This is a genomic window from Nostoc sp. UIC 10890 (assembly GCF_054786515.1).
This window is the reverse complement of sequence record NZ_JBSGKF010000002.1, coordinates 1-19,373: the sequence shown is the minus strand read 5'-3', so window position 1 is coordinate 19,373 and position 19,373 is coordinate 1. Positions and strand designations below refer to the sequence as shown.

Below are 19,373 nucleotides of genomic sequence, written 5' to 3'. Positions count from 1 at the left end.
ATGACCAAACCTTCACGCCTGTTAACCAAGTGCTATGTTAGAACACCTCATAATTGCAACCGACCCATTTTTTGGACAAGACATTTTAGAAAATGCCGCCGCCGGAGCGCAATTAGTAGCTGAAGGTTTCAATGAACTTTGGCAAGAAACCCTCAACGGCAGCTTATATGGCTCAATGTGCAAAGTTGGTCAGTTTTTTGCGATCGCAACTCTCACCCTTTTTATGGTTGAGTTAGGCAAAAACTGGATAAATCAAGAGGATATGAAAGCCCTCTCCAGTTGGATATGGCCCATCCTGGTTATCGGGCTACTAGCTAACAATGGCACTTTACTCAGAAGTGGAACACTCGCCATACGAGGATACATTAATACTGTCAATAATGACATTCTTGAGTTTACTGCTGCCGGAGCCAACCTAGAAGTAGCATTCAACCGAGCAGTCGGTAATATTGCCCTCCAGCAGCAAGTAGGGGCGGCAATGGAAAGATGCCGCTCAATCCCAGGTAACACGCAAGATTCAATCACTTGCTTGCAACAAGCAGAAGCAGAACTCAAAACCTCTGCGCCCGATCTATTTAAAGGAGAAGCCCCCGATAGCGGTAGTTGGGAGTTTAACCCACTTCAGGCTTTATCTGATGCCAAAGATGCGCTCGACGACCTCTCCCCCGGTCAAATTGCCGAAAAGATTGGTAATTCTATCACCAGCACAATCGGTTCAATGATTACCGGATTTGTCGCAGTCATCCTCCTCGCCCTCAATAACGCCTACCAGTGGGGTATCGAATTCACGATGCTTTTAACTGCCCTACTTGGCCCATTGGCAATAGGCGGTTCACTACTCCCCTTTGGCGCAAAACCTATTTTCGCTTGGCTAACTGGTTATTTCACCGTTGGAATGGCAAAACTTTGCTTCAACATGATTATTGGTTTGTGCGGACAACTTATTGCTAATTCCGAACAAAACCAACCGATGATATTTCTCCTTTTTGTTGGGTTGGTTTCTCCTATCCTTTCATCTGCATTAGCCGCAGGTGGTGGAATAGCTGTTTGGACAGGATTAGGTAAAACAGTAGCATTTGGATCTGAAATTGCAGCAGGAATCGCTACTGGTGGAGCAAGTACAACTGCAACGGTTGCTGTCAATGCCACCAAATTTGTTAGTTCCAAAATTAAAGTTAAAAAGTAATTAGTCAGAATTCAGAAGTCAGAATTCAGGAGTCAGCTAAGACATTTCAAGATTTGATAGTTTGGCAAAAAGCACATCAGTTTGTTTTATTAGTATATCAATTTACTAGTAAGTTCCCTAAATCGGAAATATATGCTTAAACCTAAGTCTAAATCTCAACCAGCCCGCCTCCTCAGTTACGGTCAATCTACCTCTACACCTATTGCAATGGCAATCACCATAACAGCAGGAGGAACTATCTTATCTATACTATTACAAATTGTAAATATTGGTATGAGTTCTAGTACAAATCGTCATGTCAAAGGCATGACGGTTGTTCAACTCCAAGATGGCTCTATTTCACCTGGTAAATTTGCTGCTCCTAACGAACGCGAAGATGAAACTATCAAACGCTTTATCTCAGATAGCATGATTAAAATGTTCGGTTGGAACGGAATAATCGAAGCAACAGAGAATGGCGAAAACGTTACCAAACCTGATAAAGGAATAGATGTTCAAACAACAAAAAATAGTAGAAAAAGAATTCCAACTAGAGCTTGGGAAGCTGCATTTGCACTATCTGAAAATCAAGATTTTCGGGCAAACTTCCTCAAAAAGTTAGCAGAAATTGTCCCAAATGGCGTATTTAACGGTGAGGTTCAAGTCTCACTCGTCACCCGCCATATCTCTGAACCCAGAAAAATCAAGGATGGAAAGTGGGAGGTTGATTATATCGGTACGCTCGTAAGCTTTGATAGAAATGAAAATCAAGGTAAAGGAATCGCCTTTAACAAAACAATTACTGTCGAAGCTATCGATACTCCCAAGTTACCAGCCAAGCCAACTGAACTTGATAAAAAAATTTATTTAGTACGAGAGCCAGGTTTAGAAATTACTCAAATTGTTGATTATAATCTCGGCAAAAAAGAAAATAATTAGTAATTAGATACCAAAATATGTTACAGCTACAATATGAGGCTTCAAATAAGCATGAATTATCTTCCGTAGATAGTCTTTTACCAATCGAGAGTAAAGATATAAAACCTGTAGAAGATGAACTGGAAGGTTCACAATATGAGGTGGCTGAAGAAGATGAACTGGAAGTAGAAGACCCCGCATTAATACAAACTAAACACGATTTTGTCACATCCCCCTGGTCAAGATTAGGAATTATTGGTGGTGCATTCGGTGCTGGGTTTTTAGTTATATTTGTTGTCCTCAACGGCATGATGAATGGGGGTGGTAAAAATGCCAAAAAACCAGAAGTAACCCCTACGCCCACTCCCACAGTTGCGGCATCTGAGAAAAAAGATGGGGATGTTTATGCCAAGCTTGCCCTTGCCAAGCAACAGGAAGAACTTGATGCACTAAACGGTAAAGGCAAGACGGAAGACAAAGAAGAGAAAAAGGAAGGTACTGAAGAAGAACAATCCAAAAACAAAGAGAAAACACGTTCTATTCGACAACGAAGGGTAGTCTCTCAAGAAACTCCCCCTACTTCCAGAAGACGTGTATACCGAGAAGCACCCGAAACTGTTAGACCAAGACCTAGAGAAGTCGCTTCACAGCCAATACCACCCCTGCGTCCTAGCGCTCCTCTGCCAAAATTTGCCAAACAAATAGTTGCCAGCAACCAGAGTGTCGCCAAAGACCCAATAGCCGAACTCGAACGCCTGCGTAGCCTGGGTTCAGTTGGTCGGGTTGATTATATGTTAGCCAGTACCACTGTCAGTGAACCTACAAGCACAACAGCACAAGAAGTTACAGCTAAAACTGAAGAAACATTACGCCCAGCAGAACAAAATACCAGTCGCTCCCGTCGTCGCCGTAACCGCCGCAGCGAGAATACCGAAACAGTTACCAACACTCCCAGTCAAATTGAAGAACTACGGCCGCGTTGGGAACCTGTAAACACAAACGACAGTACTCCAGAGTATAGCAATACTGGTGACGAAGAGAACAATCAAGCCGTACCAGTTATTTATAGCTTCTCGGTAAAAGAACCACAAACTAGCTCAGAACTTGGCAAAGAAAAAACCTTAGAATCCAGTTTTGCTGGTAATAAAGAAAACAACCCCACTCAGCAAGTCGAACGACTTGCAAATAACTACTTGCCAGAAGAAGCACAGATACTTCAAGAAACACAACCACAGTATCTAGTTGTCGGTTCGTTTGCAAGTGCAACCCTCGTAACTCCGCTCGTGATGCCCCAAATCAACAATAACGGTCGTTCCCAAGAGCAGACAAATACGTTACGGTTTGTCGCCCAGTTGAACGAGCCGCTTTACAGCAATACTGGCGAAATAGCCATTCCAGCAGGAACACAGGTAACTATCGCCATGATTTCGGTTGATAGCACATCAGGCGTGCGTGCCGAAGTCACGGCCATCCTCAAAGACGGAACCGAATACCCCCTATCACCCGGAACGATATCAGTCCTGGGAGAAGCAGGTTCCCCCCTAGCCGCCAGACCCTACGACAACAAGGGATCTGAAATTGCCAAATACGATACCACTTTAGGAACAATAGCTGGTATTGCCAAGGTAGGGGAAATTATCAACCAGCCAGATGAACAAGTTACAGAAGATTTGCCTTTAGGTGGGACAAGAACCCGCAGCCGCAATAACAACCGCAACCTGGGAGCTGCCTTTCTTGAAGGTGCCTTTGGCAAACTTGGCGAAACAGTCAGCAAGCGGACAGAACGTGCCACTGACGAAATCAACCGCCGTCCCAATGTCTGGTATGTGCCTAAAGACACCAAAATCACTATCAAAGTCGATAGGTCAATCAAACTGTGAAATTCAGATATATAGCCGACTTTAGTTTAATGATGCCCTGCGCGATCGCCTTTGGCGGGTGCCTCACCATCGCCTCTGTGCTTGCACCAAACCAACTTGTACTGGCAAATACTATCCGTCAAGTTGCAGCGTCCCAGGTGTCAGGGGAAAATGCCCAATTGCAGACAGTTAAGGTCTGGCCCGGACATGGGGTATCAATATCGTTCTACAACACCAGAGAAGTCATCAAGAAAATCTGGCTGGATGACCCATCTAGGTTTGTTTTTGATGTAGACGGATGTCTTGAAGGTTTAGGTAAGTGTTCTGGAAACAGTACGGGCGCAGGACTAATTCACATTCGCCGCATCGAGACAGTCAAAATCCCCGGTTTACCACAAGCTTCTTACGGGGGGCACATGACAGTAATTACCGAATCTGGGTCAACAAGGAAAAGCTATCACTTTCGGATTGTAGCGGGCAGTGGCACACCAGAGTACAGCCAAATTGAGATTATTGGCGATACTCCCAGCAAACCTGAAGAAGTAAAACCAAAAGTCAGTTACACCGCATTATCTGATAGCAGACATATCGCTAAAGGGATGCAAGTTGCCCTTAAAAATCAGTGGGTTACTACAGATAGCAAGCTTTGGAAGCGTCTGAACCAACTTGTTGAGTTGCGATCGCAAGGAGAGGAACTTGTTGTGGCCGCCAGCACCACCGGAGTATCAATGCAGTTGGTTGAAAAACTCATGCTGCTAGGTGGAAAACGCTTGTTAGAAATACCGCCACAGCGCAATAACCCTCCCATAACACCAAATACAGGTAAAACAAACTTTCTCTTAAATCATTAATTTTTAAATAACCAGTGATGTATAACGAAAATCTGGCCTCCAACAACCAAATTTTAGATATCACAACCGAGGTAACTGCGATTGTACCAGTGAGAGCTGCAAGTCAGGAAACCACTCACAAAAAAACCAACCGAGCGCTTGAGTATCGGATGGAAAAATTTAATAACTTACGCTACCTGATGGTAGCAGGACTTATTGCAGGACTTGCCCTACACGGGTTAATCCGGTTTGGAGGTAGCTACAATATCGGCAGTCTCCTATTCGGTGAGAAAGCAGTAGCTCAAACAGTTCCATCGAAGTATTCAAATTTGAACACTTCGATAGATAAAACAAAACAAACCAAACAGCCAGTCGCAACTAAATACGTCAATGGCGCACCCACACCCGATTGGAGCAGTATCACGTTCAGAAATATGAAATTTGGCGGTGCTGGCAGCGTCGAATTCCCTAATATCAAAAACCCTGGTATGAAGGAGACACGCACCTGGAGTACCGGACAAAGCCTTGCCGAAGTCATGGAACTGGGCGATTTTGAAGCAACTGAGTTCAATATTGAAGATTTTACGCTTGAAGATATCGCCAGCATCACGGGAATTAACCTCAAAAATCTCAAACTGTCAGATTTTGAGACACTAGAGTGGCAAACACTCGAAGACCTCGCCGAAGCAATTCCCAAGCTTGAAGATTCAGAAGTCGGAGCCATCCCACCAATTCAAGAACTAGTGACCAAAGTAACAGGCAGCACCGGAAGCTACCAAACTGTTGGTGAAGTGCTAGACAATTATCCCGAACTGGGAGAAGTGGAACTTGGTAAGTATGTCAAACTCGATAAGTATAAACTAACCAGCATCCCTGGTATTCAGGATGCACAGCTAAAGGACTTTACTAACTGGCAAAACACAACAATTAGTAAAGTTCCGGGATTGGCTGATGTTCCATTTGACCAGTTCCCCAGTGTACCAATTCCCGATGTTAGCTTTATCGGCAAAGTAGACTTACCCCTCGGTTCGCTTGAAAGCGGACGCTGGAAGTCAATAAGCGGTAGCTATCAAGCTGGGTTTAATGTCCCGTGCGAGAAAAAGTGCGGTCACATCGAAGTTTCGGGTAGCGATACCGTTACTGGCGCACAATGGATGTCCGGCAAAGACCAAAACGTTAAAGGCGGATTCGGCATCTTGGGCAGCCTCAACGGTGGCAAAGAACCCACAGGTCGTCATCCCTTTGGGAAATCATTTAAACAAGTCATCTGGGATATTAACGAAGCTGACGGCAGTATCACCACCGCGATGTTCTTCCGTATTTGCAAGCGGGGATGGGTTGACTTGGGCTGCTCGCCCTACTTCATTGGCCCTGTTCCCTTCTTCACCTACCGCGAAATAGACCCAATTATTCTTGGTACACCTCTCACTGTACCGAAGAAGTAATAAGTAAAAAGGCAATCATAGAAGAATCTATCCTCTTTAATTTTTGACTTGGAGAGGACACACCAGATAACTAATGAAGAAATATGCAATTAAGTGAAGTTGCATATTTCTTCGATTTCCTCATACCAAATTAACACAGATTAATATGAATAATTATCTGTTTGCAACTGCTAAAACTAAGACTGTTAGAGAAGTAAAAGCTGCTCATAAAAATAGTAATACTGACTTTAGTAAATATACAGATAAGCTCATGTCACCTCAAGGTTTACTACTTGCAGGGGGAATTGGCTTATTGTTGCTTTTACAGCTTTTTAGTAATGGTAAAAAAGGCAAGCTTGCTACTAGCTATTGGGGCGGAGCAAAGGAAACCGCCCAAGCTAAGAAAAAAGCCCTCAAGCAAATCGTCGCTCCTAAATGTGATAGTGCCAGTTTATATATTGGAATACACAAATACAAGGGTCAAAAATTACCCAAGGGGAGTGGGGGAGTACCAGTTTATGTACCCGATGTCCAACGCGGAACTGCTGTAATTGGCGCACCTGGTAGCGGTAAATCATTCTCGGCTATCAACCCGATGATTTACTCAGCAATTGACCAAGGTTTTGGTATAGTACTATACGACTTCAAGTATGCCAGTCAAGCCAAAATCGCCAGTTATGCCAAATCAAAGGGGTATGACGTACACGTATTTGCACCAGGATTCCCCGAATCGGAGGTATGTAACCCAATCGATTTTTTACGCGACAGTAGCGATGCTGAGACTGCACGGCAGTTAGCTACAGTTATTAACAAGAACTTTCGCTTGTTGGGTAATGCGTCTGAGGATGCATTCTTCGGCCCTGCGGGCGATCAGTTGACGCAGGCTATCTTAATGCTAACCAAAGAGTTTGGCGATCGCGCTGATATTATGACGGCTGCGGCAATACTTTCCAGCGAGAAGATGGTCGAACGCTTGATGGCAGCAGCACTAAACCCCTGGATTAAGATAGCTTTTGGTCAATTATTTAGCTCAGCTGGCTCCGAAAAAACCGTGGCGGGTATCGCTGGTAGCGCTTCATTGATGTTCACCCGGTTCATGGCAAGGGGTACATTGGGATGCTTTGTCGGTAAAACAACCCTCCCCCTGGAGGTAAAACGCAAACAGATGATTATCTTCGGGTTAGACCGCGAACGCCGCGATGCTGTCAGCCCCCTGATGACCAGCATTCTCCACATGGTAGTTTCCCGCAGTATCGCCAAAAAACGCAAGGAAGATGGCCCATTAGTAGTATGTCTTGACGAGTTGCCAAGTATCTTCCTTCCAGATTTATTTAAATGGCTTAACGAATCTCGTTCCGAAGGATTCTGCGGTATCCTGGGTTGGCAAAACATGGGTCAGCTTGAAAAGATTTATGGTAGGGAAATCTCTAAAGCCATCCTCGGTGCGTGCGGCACAAAATTTGTTTTTAATCCTGGTGAAGAAGAATCAGCACGACTATTTTCTGCATATTTAGGTGAAGAGGAAATTAAATATAAACAAAAATCTCGCTCAACTGGAGGGGGTAGGGCTAGCACGTCTATCAGTGAGCAAGAACGGACTCGGAAGCTGTTCGAGCCTGCCCAATTCCTCAAATTACCACCTGGTAAATGTCTACTTATTAACCCTGCTTACAGTAATAAAAATGAGGGTTCAGTACCAATATTAAAAAATATCAAAATTCCGAAATATATTATCGGACTCGAACAAGAAAACGATACTAAGTGGGATAAAGTCATTAAGGAGCTTGCTAGGAAAAGTACCCAGAAAAAACCCACACAAGAAGATTTAGATTTGCGAGTCAAGGAAGTAGATCGGAAGTTTCCTATCCCACAAGCACCCATACAAGCAGGCAATGCACCGTTACCTGTTGATGCATACAAGAGCTTTTTCTAAAAATGATACAATGTAGCGTCAAAGACGAAAATATCACTCAGACAAAAATAATTCAGCTAATAAATAATTATCACCAAAAAGGTCAATTAATTAGTTCACATCAAGTAAATAGCAAGAATGCACATTCAATTATTAGCTCTTTTGAGGAACAGTTTATCCTCCGACCAAGAGTAAAACTTCATGGGCTACATAGACAGATTGTAATCGATAAAATCGAAATTGAAATAAATGCTAACAACTATGGTGAATTAATCAAACATCATATAAATTTAATTGGTTTTGAACAACAACAATATGTTGCATATCTACTTCCTTATCAAAGAGTAAACATACATATTATTTTCAACCGTGCCACAGGAACCCAAGGAAACTTAATTGACATTAGTTTCCCTCAATATAGTATGTGGAATTCAGAATATAAAGTTAAACTCTCTTACGAGGCAATTATCAATGAATATTACAGAGCAGAAAAACAAAAACTTGAGTATAGAAGAGATATTGAACGGAAAGTTAGACGACTTATTGAATATTCTGAAAAAGTCACAAACTACGACATACAACTCGACAACGCTATTAATAGAATTAACCAAATTCTTAGAAAAATGGCATAAAACTTGTGAGGATATTAATGTACAGCACCAACAAATCAATCAAGAAATATTTATAGCAAAAGAAAAACTAACATCAATGGAAGTTAAAATATCCAGACTAGATGACAAGCTAGAAGCAATGTTAAAAATTATTGCTAACCAAAGCGAACAACTAAGCGAAATAAATCAAAATTTCAAAAATAGCCAAATAGAACTAAGTCAAAACAAACATCAAAATGGAAATTCAACCTCTCTATCACTTGAAGAGTTTAAAAATTTTATTTAATAAAACTACCTCACCTTCAGTCAGATTCCATAAAAAATTACCCATTTCAAAGTAAGATATGTTTGACCCCAGACAAACTCAAATTAATGAATCATATTTAAATACAGCTGATACTGCAATTAAAACAAGTCGGGAATTAAGTAAAACCCTCATCAATGCACTGACTAAGATAACTAAAGTAATTCTCGAAAAACTCAAAGAAGCTCAAGAAGCAAGTAAAATTGCAGTTGAAGTTGGCAAAGACATTTACAATCTTGTATCTGATGAATCTACCCCTGGTGCATATAAATGGGAAAAGGTAGATTTAACCAGCCAAAGTATAAAAAGCAATCAAGAAACTAATATTGTGTTCATCCCAGATGTATTAATAGAAGGTCAATACACAATAGAAACTGAACCTTTTACAGACTATCAAGCACAAACAATTGCTGCCAGATTAGTAGAAGATATACCCAATTTAAATAGTGATTATCAGCAAACAGGTGAGATCGCTCTGAAAATTACAGCTTATCTGGAGTCAGAGGGTTCAGAAAAACAAATCGTTATCTATGAACAAGATAGCGAAGGTAAATGTACAACTAATCTCGTCACTGAAATACTTACCCCAGATGAAATAATAGATGTAGCAAGTGAACCACTGATTAAGCTATTACCTCCATCTGCTGAAATTATTGAAAATTCTGAAGAGACAAAAGAGTTATTATCTAATAATGAGAATTTCACTGCTATAGAAGAAAGTCCACTGTTAGATGAGAGTCAGCTGACTATAAATAAGTTACTACAAGATGAAAACAGCGAAAATAGTTCGCTCATAACTCAAGAAATAAACTCATCTGTTGAAATAGAAGCAGATGAGAGTTTTGGAGATGATGTAGTCAATAATCTTCAAGAAGAAATAGCACAGTCCAAAGAAACTCTTCAAATCAGAGAGATAGTTGTTAGTAACTACCAATCTCAAGATAAAACTGAAGGAGAGGTAAATCAAAATGGAACTCGCAATCAGTTTTTTGGACAAGAGCCAGAGGAGCTAGAAACTAATAATCGAAACAAATATGCACCTGAATTTAGCTATCAAGAAGTAGCTAACTCCCAAGGTGTAGAGTCAGCAGCGCAGCAGTGGACGCGTCAAGTTGAAGTACCTATCTATCAAATTAATAATAAACAAGCGCGGGAGGAACGCTACAACGGGGAAAATAAAGACATTGCTGAAACCGCGACGACAATGTTAAAAAAATACGGCACTCTTGAACAAGATGGGTCACGTATTTACCGTAGCGATACATTTGTGATTCGCCAAGAGGGAGACACTGTTAGCATTCACCGTCGCAGTGATGAACTCTTTGGGTGGGAAAACTCCTTAATAGATTTTAAACTCAACAAAAAAGAGGAACCCAAAATCACGAAAAAACCTACAGAGATGTTACCTGTTGAACGTCAGGAGTTTCTGATAGTGGCAGAGTACTTGGGCGACAATGGCAAGCTCCCTGACCTCAACAATGCCGATATCCGTGATGTAGCAAATAGCTTGGGAAGTCTTGCACCCGCTGGCACGATTAAAACCCTGGAAGTATTTAAACAAAACGAGATGTTGCATACCCTCAATAACGTCCTCATCCAGGCTGATAAGGAAGAACTTACAGTAGGTGAATTTACTATCAAGCGGACTCGTGAACCCGAAAATAATCGAGCCAGCCTGCAATTATTTAAAACTACTGAAGAGAAAGGTACTCAGGAACTTGTCCGGTTTGACCTAACTAAAACCGAAGCTGGGATTACTAAAGAGGTCAGCAAGATGAACATCTCTGACTACGACATCAACCAAGTCAAGTTTATTGCCCAGAGCGCCAGCAAACTCAACTTGGAACAAATCTTTGGTAATGAACAATCTACACCCACAGCCGCAGCTGCACCCAAAGAACGAGTAATACAAGCAGCTGGCGATCTGCCTGTGAAAGTTCACCCATATATCGCTGAGGAATGGGCGAACATGGTCAAGCATGGTAGCCCTGACTGGGGAAAGGCAATGAACCAGGGTAATGAAGAGATTCTTCAACGGATAAATGAGAATGACGGCAAGTTACCAATTGCCGACCAGAGGGAAATGTACTTCAAGATTTTAAACCATAAGACAAATGAAGCTGAAAAGAAAGGAGAAACAGTCGTCGATTTTGTTCCCCTCAAAGACATTATGAGCGACTTACAACAATGGCGAGGGGAAGAAATTCGGCAGCAATATACCCCAACTGAACACATACCCTCCCTTCAACGGCAAACTGTTGCGGCTGCATCTAAAACCAAGTCGAGAGAAGTTGAATTGTAAACTAACTATCACCAAGTTGTCTAATACCAAGTCTAGAGAGGTTGAGTTGTAAACTAGCTATTACCAAATTGTCTAGCACCAAGTTTACAAAGTCGCATTGACAATATAAAAACTTTGGTTGAGAATTTATCCAAATTTGTACGAGTTACGAAATTTAAAAAGCTTACCTTATAAGCTTTTAACTTATTTTGAATGATTAGTCTCTTTACTTAAATCAGTAACGCGATTAAAACAAAAATTACTACGTAAAGCTCACGCAGATACTCAATGTAGTATCTCAAGCAGAAAACCAAAAAGTGAGCTTAACATCCGAACTAAAAAATAGAAACTCACCTATCAGGAGATGGTTTGACTCTAGACTCAACAAGACAGTCATCAAGATGATCGCTAACCATAACCAGCTATTAGAAAATCAAGAAATTATCAGACCGATTGATGGGGTAGATTTTCCCTTAGTAGGAAGTGCGATCGCCAAAGCCATTGCCAAGTATTTAGGAAGCATCTATGAAGATAAAACATGGTTTACTAATTGTCTTGCCCAGATTGGAGCAAAAGCCCTCAAAATAGAATATGCCTTCGATTATTGCATTACAAATTCCAATTCACTTGAAGAAGAAGCTCTAAAGTGTATGCTCTTGGGTGCATTAGAAAATTATGCTCGTAGCCGCAACATTCATGAAATTATTCAACCTTTTCTACAAGGAGAAAAATCCCTTCAGCTTGAAGCAGAATATTTCAAAAAATGGCTTCCTAGTATCCAAGATACATCTCAAATCATCGGTATTGTACCCTGTACCTGGCAAACAGTAGCTAATCAAGTAAGTGGGAATATTACCTGCAATGCTTCATACCCTTTAAGTGAATATCTTGGAGGTGCTGATTGCCAGATAATTGCTGGAAATACTCTCATCGATGTACGAACAACTGCCAAAAAGCGTCCTTTCTCTCTAGAAAATTTTTACCAACAAATTAGTTACGTCCTGCTTGATAGTAATGATACGTATAGTATCAATCAACTGGTCTGGTTTTACAGCCGCCAACAGTCGGTATTCTTCTATCCTACTGACAAAATATTCCGCGACTTGCAAGCAACAAGAGAAGAATTTAAGAAAATGATTCTTGATAACTATCACACAAATAGGCTAGCAGAACAAAACAAGTGTTTATATCTTCCCCAGTAAGGATAAAAATATGATTCAAGACTTTCAACTCAATCCTAGTTTCAATATCCACTTCGATGGTATGAAGTATCACGCCAAGATTCACTTTGATATGCTTTTGAAACTGAAGCATAAGAAATTCCAGCAAGTGATATTAGCACTCTTACTACAAGAGTATCTAACCGTTGGCGGCAGTATCTTCTAAATATTGCAAATAAATACAGACATCTACTAGTTAGCCCTTTCCAAGCAGAGGGTTAACTTAACGAATGTAAATCAACTTCTGCTCGTTTAAATACTATGAAATTAGGTTTCTATCCAGTATTGGGTAAGAGCGATTTTGTTAGAAGCAAGGGTAAAAAAATCCCAATCTGGCAGTTGCTTGAGTATCAGCCGGTAGGCTGGCTATACTCACTCGCGATCAAAGCAGAAATTGTTCCAGATAGTCCCATTGTTCATGACTGTGGATCATTTAACTACCGTGACCAAGATATCCCCACTCTAAACGGTAAATATGTTGATGCTTACTGGTCTATTCATAGATATCGAGAACGCTCAAAGGTCGGCGATATTATTGTTTGTCCCGACCATTTACTTGTTGGAGAAAATATCAGGGAACGGCAAGAATACAACCTTAAACAAGCAGAAACATTTATCCAACTTGCTAAAAGTTATCTTCCCAACAGAATACCCCTAGCAGTCATCCACGGGCAGTCTCTCAGTGAACGCCTTGAAGTAGCAAAATATCTTTTGGGACTGGGATACCGTCATCTCGGCATCGGTGGGCTTGTTTCCCAGGCGAGAGAGTATTCGATTAACTTACACATTATCAAAACAATCACTCAAGTTGTGCGATCGCCGAAGGCGGGCGTTTCGCCATCGCTAATTGACTCGGAACGAGTATTGCCGAAAGCGGATGCGATGGCTACGCCCGCCGTAGCCATCGCACCATTGCACGAGCCAAATGCTCATCTACACGTTTTTGGATTATGCTCGCCCCAGTATGCCAAAGCTTTTATTCAGATGGGACTATCCTTTGATGGTTCAACTTTTATCCGGGAAGGACTAGGCGGTGGGATGTTCGTCAGCCAGGAGGAAAAATTAATTCGGATACCAACCCACTGTGCGCCAAAGTGCAACTGTCATGTTTGCAGGGTTCTCAACCGACATAGGATTGACCCTCGGCTGACAAACAAAGGACGGACGCATACTATGGGAAGAATCGCCCACAACCTCAATCTGGTGATCAGCACCTACAGAAAGTTCACTCCCAAGGAAAAAGTCTACCTGGTTGCTGGATGTGGCAAGCAGCTTACCTACCCTGCTGCCGCCAAAGACTTATATTATTCCCAGCACTTTCAAGCGTGCCGTCGCTACGTAGAAGAACAAGAGTCAAGATGGTATATCCTCTCACCTTTACATCAAGTTATTAACCCAGAAGCAATCATCAAACCCTACGACAAATCCCCCTATTCCTTATCACATCAGGAACGTATACTATGGGCGCAACAAGTAGCAGAAAACCTCATACAAGTTGCGTCCCCGGAAATAGAGTTTGTATTCTTGACGGGCAAGCTTTACAGACAGGAGGTAACGCCCATTTTAAAAGCAAAGGGATATGAGACAAAAGTACCAATGCAGCACCTAGCCATTGGACAGCAACTTGCCTGGATAAAGAAGGAACTGGAGCAAGAAAAACAGCTTGTTTTAGATATATAACCCAGCAGTAATAGCACAAAAATGATTTATGGATACTACAAAACGAGTAATTAATATAAGTGAAAAATTCGGTAGCTGGATTATACTAGACAAACAAGGAAAGCAAGTATTATGCCAGTGTGATTGTGGAACCCAAAAACTTGTCTACAGTCACACCCTCACCAATGGTCGGTCAACCAATTGCGGTTGTAAAAAAAGAAAAGAATCCATCCCAGTTGGGGCAAACTTCGGGAGACTAAAAGTTATATCCGATATAGAAGTTAAGGGGAAAAGGGGTGAACTACTACTCCTTACCCTATGCAGCTGCGGAACCCAAAAGTATATCAGTAAAAATAGCTTAAAAAGAGGGCTTACACAAAGCTGCGGATGCTTGCAGCGCGAAACCCTCAAGAGCGATAAAACTGTCCACGGACACTGCAAAAGCCACGAGTATAACTCGTGGTTACACATCAAGCGCATCTGCTATAACAAGAACCACCATCAGTACAAGTATCATGGCGGGTGCGGAATTGAAGTTGATGCATCCTGGCGCGATAACTTTACCCAGTTCTTAAAAGATATGGGAGTAGCACCCGAAGGAACAGTCATAGCACGTATTGATCTAGAGAGTGACTTTGCTCCCGGAAATTGTCAATGGATACCTAGAAAAGAGCATTACCGTCAAATACATTTCTTAAGAAGAAAAGAATTCTTCATTTCTCAAACTTTACCCAAACCAGTTGTTACAAATTATGAGATTAATGTTTCACCAAATATTATTCGCGCAATTGTCAAAGCTCATGCAAATGGTGAAGCCAATATGAATAAACTTGCTACACAATATAAAATTAGCACTCAAGACGCAATAAATATTATCCTTCACCACGCTTAAATCATAAATTTATTTTTAATAAAAGTGCGCCATTTTAATCGATGACGTACTTTTTATTTTCAATAATTCATTTAATATTTTATTTAAATAAATATTAATCTGTTCATAGATTAATCACCACAGTTATTACATACCTTGTCAAGGTAGTTATTAGGAGTAATTCAGCAATCAATAAAATCCAAAGTATTTTACCTGAGCATGAAGTTGACTGCACATGGCTAATAAGGGCGAGTTTTAACTAAGTGTTCATACAAATACGAAATTATTCTCTAGCTAGAAAAATTAGCTAGATTTTCTCCCATAGACGAAATTATCAACTAGCTAGGCAAGCAAAACCTCAAGTCAAAATCATAAAGACTGTACATGATAATACACAACGGCTCTTACATCTGGTTTCACGCAGGACAAACTGCAAGATGGGGAACTATAAATGCGATTAAAGCATTGCCATACCTAATGATTGCATACCAAATCGACGGACAGTGGTACAGTGACCCCGATTTTTTACCACCCAAAAATCTAGAAGTAAAACCAACAATCCCTATAAGTTCAGCAATTATACACATACCAAAAACAACAGTTGAGCTACAACCAATTGTTCAATTATGTGCGGGATTTAGTAACAGAAAAATTCACAGTCTTTGGGTAGTTAATGCTCCAGAGCAAGTATTGAAACATATCTTAGAGTGCAAGCAATGGGACAGTATATCACCCAAGCAACTATTAGAAACTCTGTATGAATTAATTCTTTATGGCTACGAAGTCAAAATACTTCCCGCCAAAAAGGAAACCATATCCCCAATCGAATGGATGGAATAGTAATGACTAATAGCAACCAACAACTCACACTTTACTATCCTTGTGTAGTCCAAATTTTAGATCGGTTTGTACAAACAATATCAGTTGAGTTTTGGATACAGAATCCAATAAACGACAAATGGAATTTGGTAGTCTTGAAAGATGGTGATAGCAGCAGCATATCGGGTTATACATATGCGACAGCACCACGTAAAATGGCATACCTTAATGAAGAATGTCTATCAATAGAAGCCTTTTTGCAAGCCAAAAAAGAAGAAGGTGTAGACTATCCCATTCGACATAAAAGAACTTATCTGACAGTTAAGGGTGCTGCATCTCACAAACTATTCTGGACATGGACAAATCCTCAGACCAATAAAATTGAACGCATCCATTGGCATCCTTTAGCTATAAAAGTAAAGGCAAGTGAAGATGACCGAACTGACTACTCAAATATAACTCCAGTCAAGATTGTAAATGGAAAATTAATTACACTTGAAAAGGAGAATTTACCATCAAATAGAGCAGCTTTTTCGGAATTTCTTGCAGACAGGGAAGAAAACCTCCGCCTTGCACTCGAAGCCCTAAAATCACCCAATCCTGATGCAGCCCTTGAACTGCTAGCCATCATGGAAGAAATATCCAAAGACTGCTTCTATGCCAGTTGGATTATGGGCAATGGATACAATTTAGAATCAATTCTTAAATCATGGGATGGCACTAGCAACGTCAGCTACGGCGGTGGGGAAATCACACAGCAACAGTTAGCACTAATGCGCGTTCTTTCTGAACTATCCCAAGGTTGGTGGTTTTGGGATGAAGATCAGGACACTGGGGTAATTTTCCAAAGTTAAACTTACAGGGGAATCGCCTGATTATTTGGGCTGGGAGTATTGCGATCGCAGTACATGATCGGGAATGCGCTTACGATTAACAGTAGCGCATTTTTTACACCCAGTATCCCGAAGGTTAATTTTGAGTATGGGAAAGATGGCGATGTTTGAGGAAAGCCGCTGAGACACTTACTTCGAGCTAAGAGTAAGCGTCTACGCCGGTGTAGCAACTGGTTAATTTCTATTTTCAGTCGTTTTATAGAATAACAATCTCATACCCACTACAGATGATTATTTAGTAGTGGGTTATACTTATAACTCCATATCGCAATTCCGAGTTGGAGAAAATTGATATTGCCTTTGTCTTGCGGCCGTTATTTCAAAAGAGGTATCAAATTCGGTAGCCTTTGTTCCAAGTTTTAATTCCTCGTATAAAGGCACACCATCGCCGTCATTATCACTAAAAAGAATCTTGGTCATGATATGAGCAGGGGCAACTTGCGCGAGGCGATTTACTACATTAGCAACAAACTCGTTAGATGCTTCACAGCCATTAAGGTATCTAATTAAAGCATCAGCGGTAGCCTCAGTCATCTTGGCTGGGTTTTTTACCCCCGCTTCCAGAATAAAGTCATCGTAAATAACTTTCTCGCTATCAGTAAAATTTTCCTTGCAAGCTTGTTGGATAATTAATTCAGCCTGCTGTTGTTGATTTAAAATTGTCATAGTGGTTTTTAAATATTGTTAAAGGAGTAACAGATATGACACATTATGTTTGCGATTTGTATGGCAATACAAACTGGAATATTCCAGTAGAAGAAGTCGCCGCTAGAACATTCAATACAGAACAAGAAGCACAACAATGGTTCCAAGAGAAGTGTTCTGATAATAGTATTGAATTTAGTGGCTTCCATGACACTGAACGCTATGTCACTAACTGGGTTTCCTGCAATGGCCAAGAAGTTGGTGAAATCACCAAACGCCCTACCTAATTCCAACAAATCCTAGTAAAAATTCAGAAACTTGTTTGTACCAGACAATTTTCTTCATCAAATTTAACGCCATATTAAATGACGCTCATAGATGGACAGTTAATACGAGAACATGTAAAGCAAGAATGTCAAAAATACAAATCCATATTTCAAGCATCTCAAAAAGAAGTAGCAATCATCAGATTTGAGTCTTCAGAAAATGCCAGCAATGAATTAAGAGCTAGATACGAAGCAGCCAGAATTTCAGCAGAACAAAAAGTAGCAACGTTCAACGCTATTGGCATTACTCCCAATTATATTGTGCTGTCACCTAATATCGCAGTAGAGCAATTTGACAACATTATCCAATCCATTAATGAAGATAGGAAGGTAACTGCTGCTATTGTTCAATACCCAATTCCAGCTAGGTTTACAAGTTCAATTCAGGCATTAGAACCACAAAAAGATATAGATATCGTCCGCAGACAAAGTAACAATTTCTTTGAAAGTTGTGCTACTGCTGAAGGAATCGCCAGAATTGTTGAATCCTACGCACAAAGAGATTCCAATGTTGCAGTTGTCGGCGGAGGTGGCTTTGTGGGCAATGGTGTCATCAAATATTTAGAAGCAAGTAGAATCAGCTGTTTCTGTTTGGAAGACGGCGATGACCTGACTAGAACTCAAGATGCTGACATTGTAGTATCAGTCACCGGAAGACGAGGAATTTTCACGGACTATGTACTCCCCTCTCATCGCTTGGTTGTCGATGGTGGCTTTACACCTACTGCTTCTGGTGCTGCTGGCGATGTAGACCGCAGTGCTTACAGAATCCCCCAGAACATTACGCCCGTCCCTGGAGGTGTTGGCCCAATAGAAATGGCAATTTTAGCAGAACGTTTGGTAAAAATGGATTTGGGCATAGAACTTGGGAAATGGGACTATCAGCAATTACAGCAAGAACAGATGCAACGCGCTACTATAATTGCCCCCATAGCTAGAGTGTTCTTTGGGCAGCAAGCAACTGCCTATCCTCAATCCATTCGCACAGAAAAAGAAAACCTATTTGTCTTGGAAGGCAGTAACTACCAGATCAGCTTCAATAGCACCACGCAAAGTTTAACTGTTGCCAGAACCAATGAAAAGCTAACGCTGATTCGGCTAACTCTTGCAAGTAATCAAATAGAAACCGCCAGGGGTATAACAAACGAGGATATAGCAAAATGGCAGCAAATTCAAACTGCGATCGATTCAACAATAACGCAATCAACTGATAGAGGTATAGAGCTTTGAAACTATCAATTATCACTGCAACCTACAATAGACCTATGCAGCTTGCATCTACTGCACTGCCAAGCATTCAAAGTCAAACTGACCGCAATTTCGAGTGGATCGTCATCAATGATGGGGCTAATCCTGATACCAGAGATATTATCTCTAGCATTAGGGCAAAAGCTGATTTCCCCATCAATTACATTGAAATGGAACACCCATTACCGAGCAGTGGCTTTGGCTTGTGCTACGCTCGTAACCTGGGACTAGATGCAGCTGGTGGTGACATTGTTTCATACCTGGACGATGACAACAGCATTGCTCCTGAATTTGTTGCCTCAATGCGGCAGTACTTTGAACAACATCCCAATATCCGATACAGCATGGCAAGACAGCAGCGCCGCCGCGATGTCATCCGCAATGGTAT

The 19,373-nt window shown here is 41.2% G+C and carries 18 protein-coding genes and 1 pseudogene; 18 read left to right on the top strand and 1 reads right to left on the bottom strand.

Going from position 1 to position 19,373, the window contains the following annotated elements:
- The first annotated feature begins 34 nt into the window (after positions 1-34).
- The 15 genes and pseudogenes from ACWATR_RS30040 to ACWATR_RS29970 all read left to right on the top strand — a co-directional run bounded on the left by ACWATR_RS30040 (position 35) and on the right by ACWATR_RS29970 (position 16,727).
- Entirely contained in the window at positions 35-1,186 is a 1,152-nt protein-coding gene (locus tag ACWATR_RS30040; RefSeq protein WP_322641955.1) for a hypothetical protein, read from the top strand.
- 23 nt (positions 1,187-1,209) lie between these two features.
- Positions 1,210-1,320: pseudogene (locus ACWATR_RS30035) on the top strand (four helix bundle protein); the annotation flags it as partial.
- On the top strand, positions 1,319-2,104 hold the full coding sequence (locus ACWATR_RS30030) for a hypothetical protein (RefSeq protein ID WP_094345814.1): 786 nt from the start codon (positions 1,319-1,321) through the stop codon (positions 2,102-2,104). The pseudogene ACWATR_RS30035 and the gene ACWATR_RS30030, both read left to right, overlap by 2 nt.
- Positions 2,105-2,121: 17 nt before the next feature.
- Positions 2,122-3,963 carry a TrbI/VirB10 family protein gene (locus tag ACWATR_RS30025; RefSeq protein WP_460340919.1) on the top strand — a complete coding sequence of 614 codons (1,842 nt, stop codon included), beginning with the start codon at positions 2,122-2,124 and terminating at the stop codon, positions 3,961-3,963.
- A complete protein-coding gene (locus ACWATR_RS30020) occupies positions 3,960-4,793 on the top strand; it encodes a hypothetical protein (RefSeq protein ID WP_460340916.1) in 834 nt (277 codons plus the stop codon). The genes ACWATR_RS30025 and ACWATR_RS30020 overlap by 4 nt, the downstream gene beginning before the upstream one ends.
- Positions 4,794-4,810: 17 nt before the next feature.
- A complete protein-coding gene (locus ACWATR_RS30015) occupies positions 4,811-6,217 on the top strand; it encodes a hypothetical protein (RefSeq protein WP_460340913.1) in 1,407 nt (468 codons plus the stop codon).
- A gap of 145 nt (positions 6,218-6,362) precedes the next feature.
- Positions 6,363-8,129: a type IV secretory system conjugative DNA transfer family protein gene (locus ACWATR_RS30010; RefSeq protein WP_460340910.1), complete on the top strand. Its 1,767-nt coding sequence runs from the start codon at positions 6,363-6,365 to the stop codon at positions 8,127-8,129.
- A gap of 450 nt (positions 8,130-8,579) precedes the next feature.
- The gene (locus ACWATR_RS30005; RefSeq protein ID WP_460340907.1) at positions 8,580-9,005 is read left to right on the top strand and encodes a hypothetical protein; all 426 of its coding nucleotides are present in this window, start codon (positions 8,580-8,582) and stop codon (positions 9,003-9,005) included.
- Between the two features lie 58 nt (positions 9,006-9,063).
- Positions 9,064-11,325 carry a hypothetical protein gene (locus tag ACWATR_RS30000; protein ID WP_460340904.1) on the top strand — a complete coding sequence of 754 codons (2,262 nt, stop codon included), beginning with the start codon at positions 9,064-9,066 and terminating at the stop codon, positions 11,323-11,325.
- A gap of 296 nt (positions 11,326-11,621) precedes the next feature.
- Complete coding sequence (locus tag ACWATR_RS29995) at positions 11,622-12,506, top strand: hypothetical protein (RefSeq protein ID WP_460340901.1); 885 nt, start codon at positions 11,622-11,624, stop codon at positions 12,504-12,506.
- 10 nt (positions 12,507-12,516) lie between these two features.
- Positions 12,517-12,690, top strand: coding sequence for a hypothetical protein (locus ACWATR_RS29990; RefSeq protein ID WP_460340898.1), 174 nt, complete (start codon positions 12,517-12,519; stop codon positions 12,688-12,690).
- 95 nt (positions 12,691-12,785) lie between these two features.
- Complete coding sequence (locus ACWATR_RS29985; protein WP_460340896.1) at positions 12,786-14,204, top strand: DUF6884 domain-containing protein; 1,419 nt, start codon at positions 12,786-12,788, stop codon at positions 14,202-14,204.
- 28 nt (positions 14,205-14,232) lie between these two features.
- Positions 14,233-15,075, top strand: a complete 843-nt coding sequence (locus ACWATR_RS29980; protein WP_460340893.1) for a hypothetical protein — start codon at positions 14,233-14,235, stop codon at positions 15,073-15,075.
- Positions 15,076-15,438: 363 nt separating this feature from the next.
- Entirely contained in the window at positions 15,439-15,894 is a 456-nt protein-coding gene (locus tag ACWATR_RS29975) for a hypothetical protein (RefSeq protein ID WP_460340890.1), read from the top strand.
- 2 nt (positions 15,895-15,896) lie between these two features.
- The gene (locus ACWATR_RS29970; protein ID WP_460340887.1) at positions 15,897-16,727 is read left to right on the top strand and encodes a hypothetical protein; all 831 of its coding nucleotides are present in this window, start codon (positions 15,897-15,899) and stop codon (positions 16,725-16,727) included.
- A 291-nt stretch (positions 16,728-17,018) separates the two neighbouring features.
- Here ACWATR_RS29970 and ACWATR_RS29965 read toward each other — a convergent pair whose 3' ends face one another.
- A complete protein-coding gene (locus ACWATR_RS29965; protein ID WP_334765568.1) occupies positions 17,019-17,432 on the bottom strand; it encodes a hypothetical protein in 414 nt (137 codons plus the stop codon).
- A 35-nt stretch (positions 17,433-17,467) separates the two neighbouring features.
- Here ACWATR_RS29965 and ACWATR_RS29960 point away from each other — a divergent pair, with 35 nt between their 5' ends.
- From ACWATR_RS29960 to ACWATR_RS29950, 3 genes are all read left to right on the top strand, one after another.
- A complete protein-coding gene (locus ACWATR_RS29960; RefSeq protein WP_460340884.1) occupies positions 17,468-17,698 on the top strand; it encodes a hypothetical protein in 231 nt (76 codons plus the stop codon).
- A gap of 78 nt (positions 17,699-17,776) precedes the next feature.
- Positions 17,777-18,967: a tetrahydrofolate dehydrogenase/cyclohydrolase catalytic domain-containing protein gene (locus tag ACWATR_RS29955; RefSeq protein ID WP_460340881.1), complete on the top strand. Its 1,191-nt coding sequence runs from the start codon at positions 17,777-17,779 to the stop codon at positions 18,965-18,967.
- Positions 18,968-19,002: 35 nt separating this feature from the next.
- Positions 19,003-19,373 (top strand): glycosyltransferase family 2 protein (locus ACWATR_RS29950; protein ID WP_460340878.1); only part of this gene is annotated, 371 nt, incomplete at its 3' end.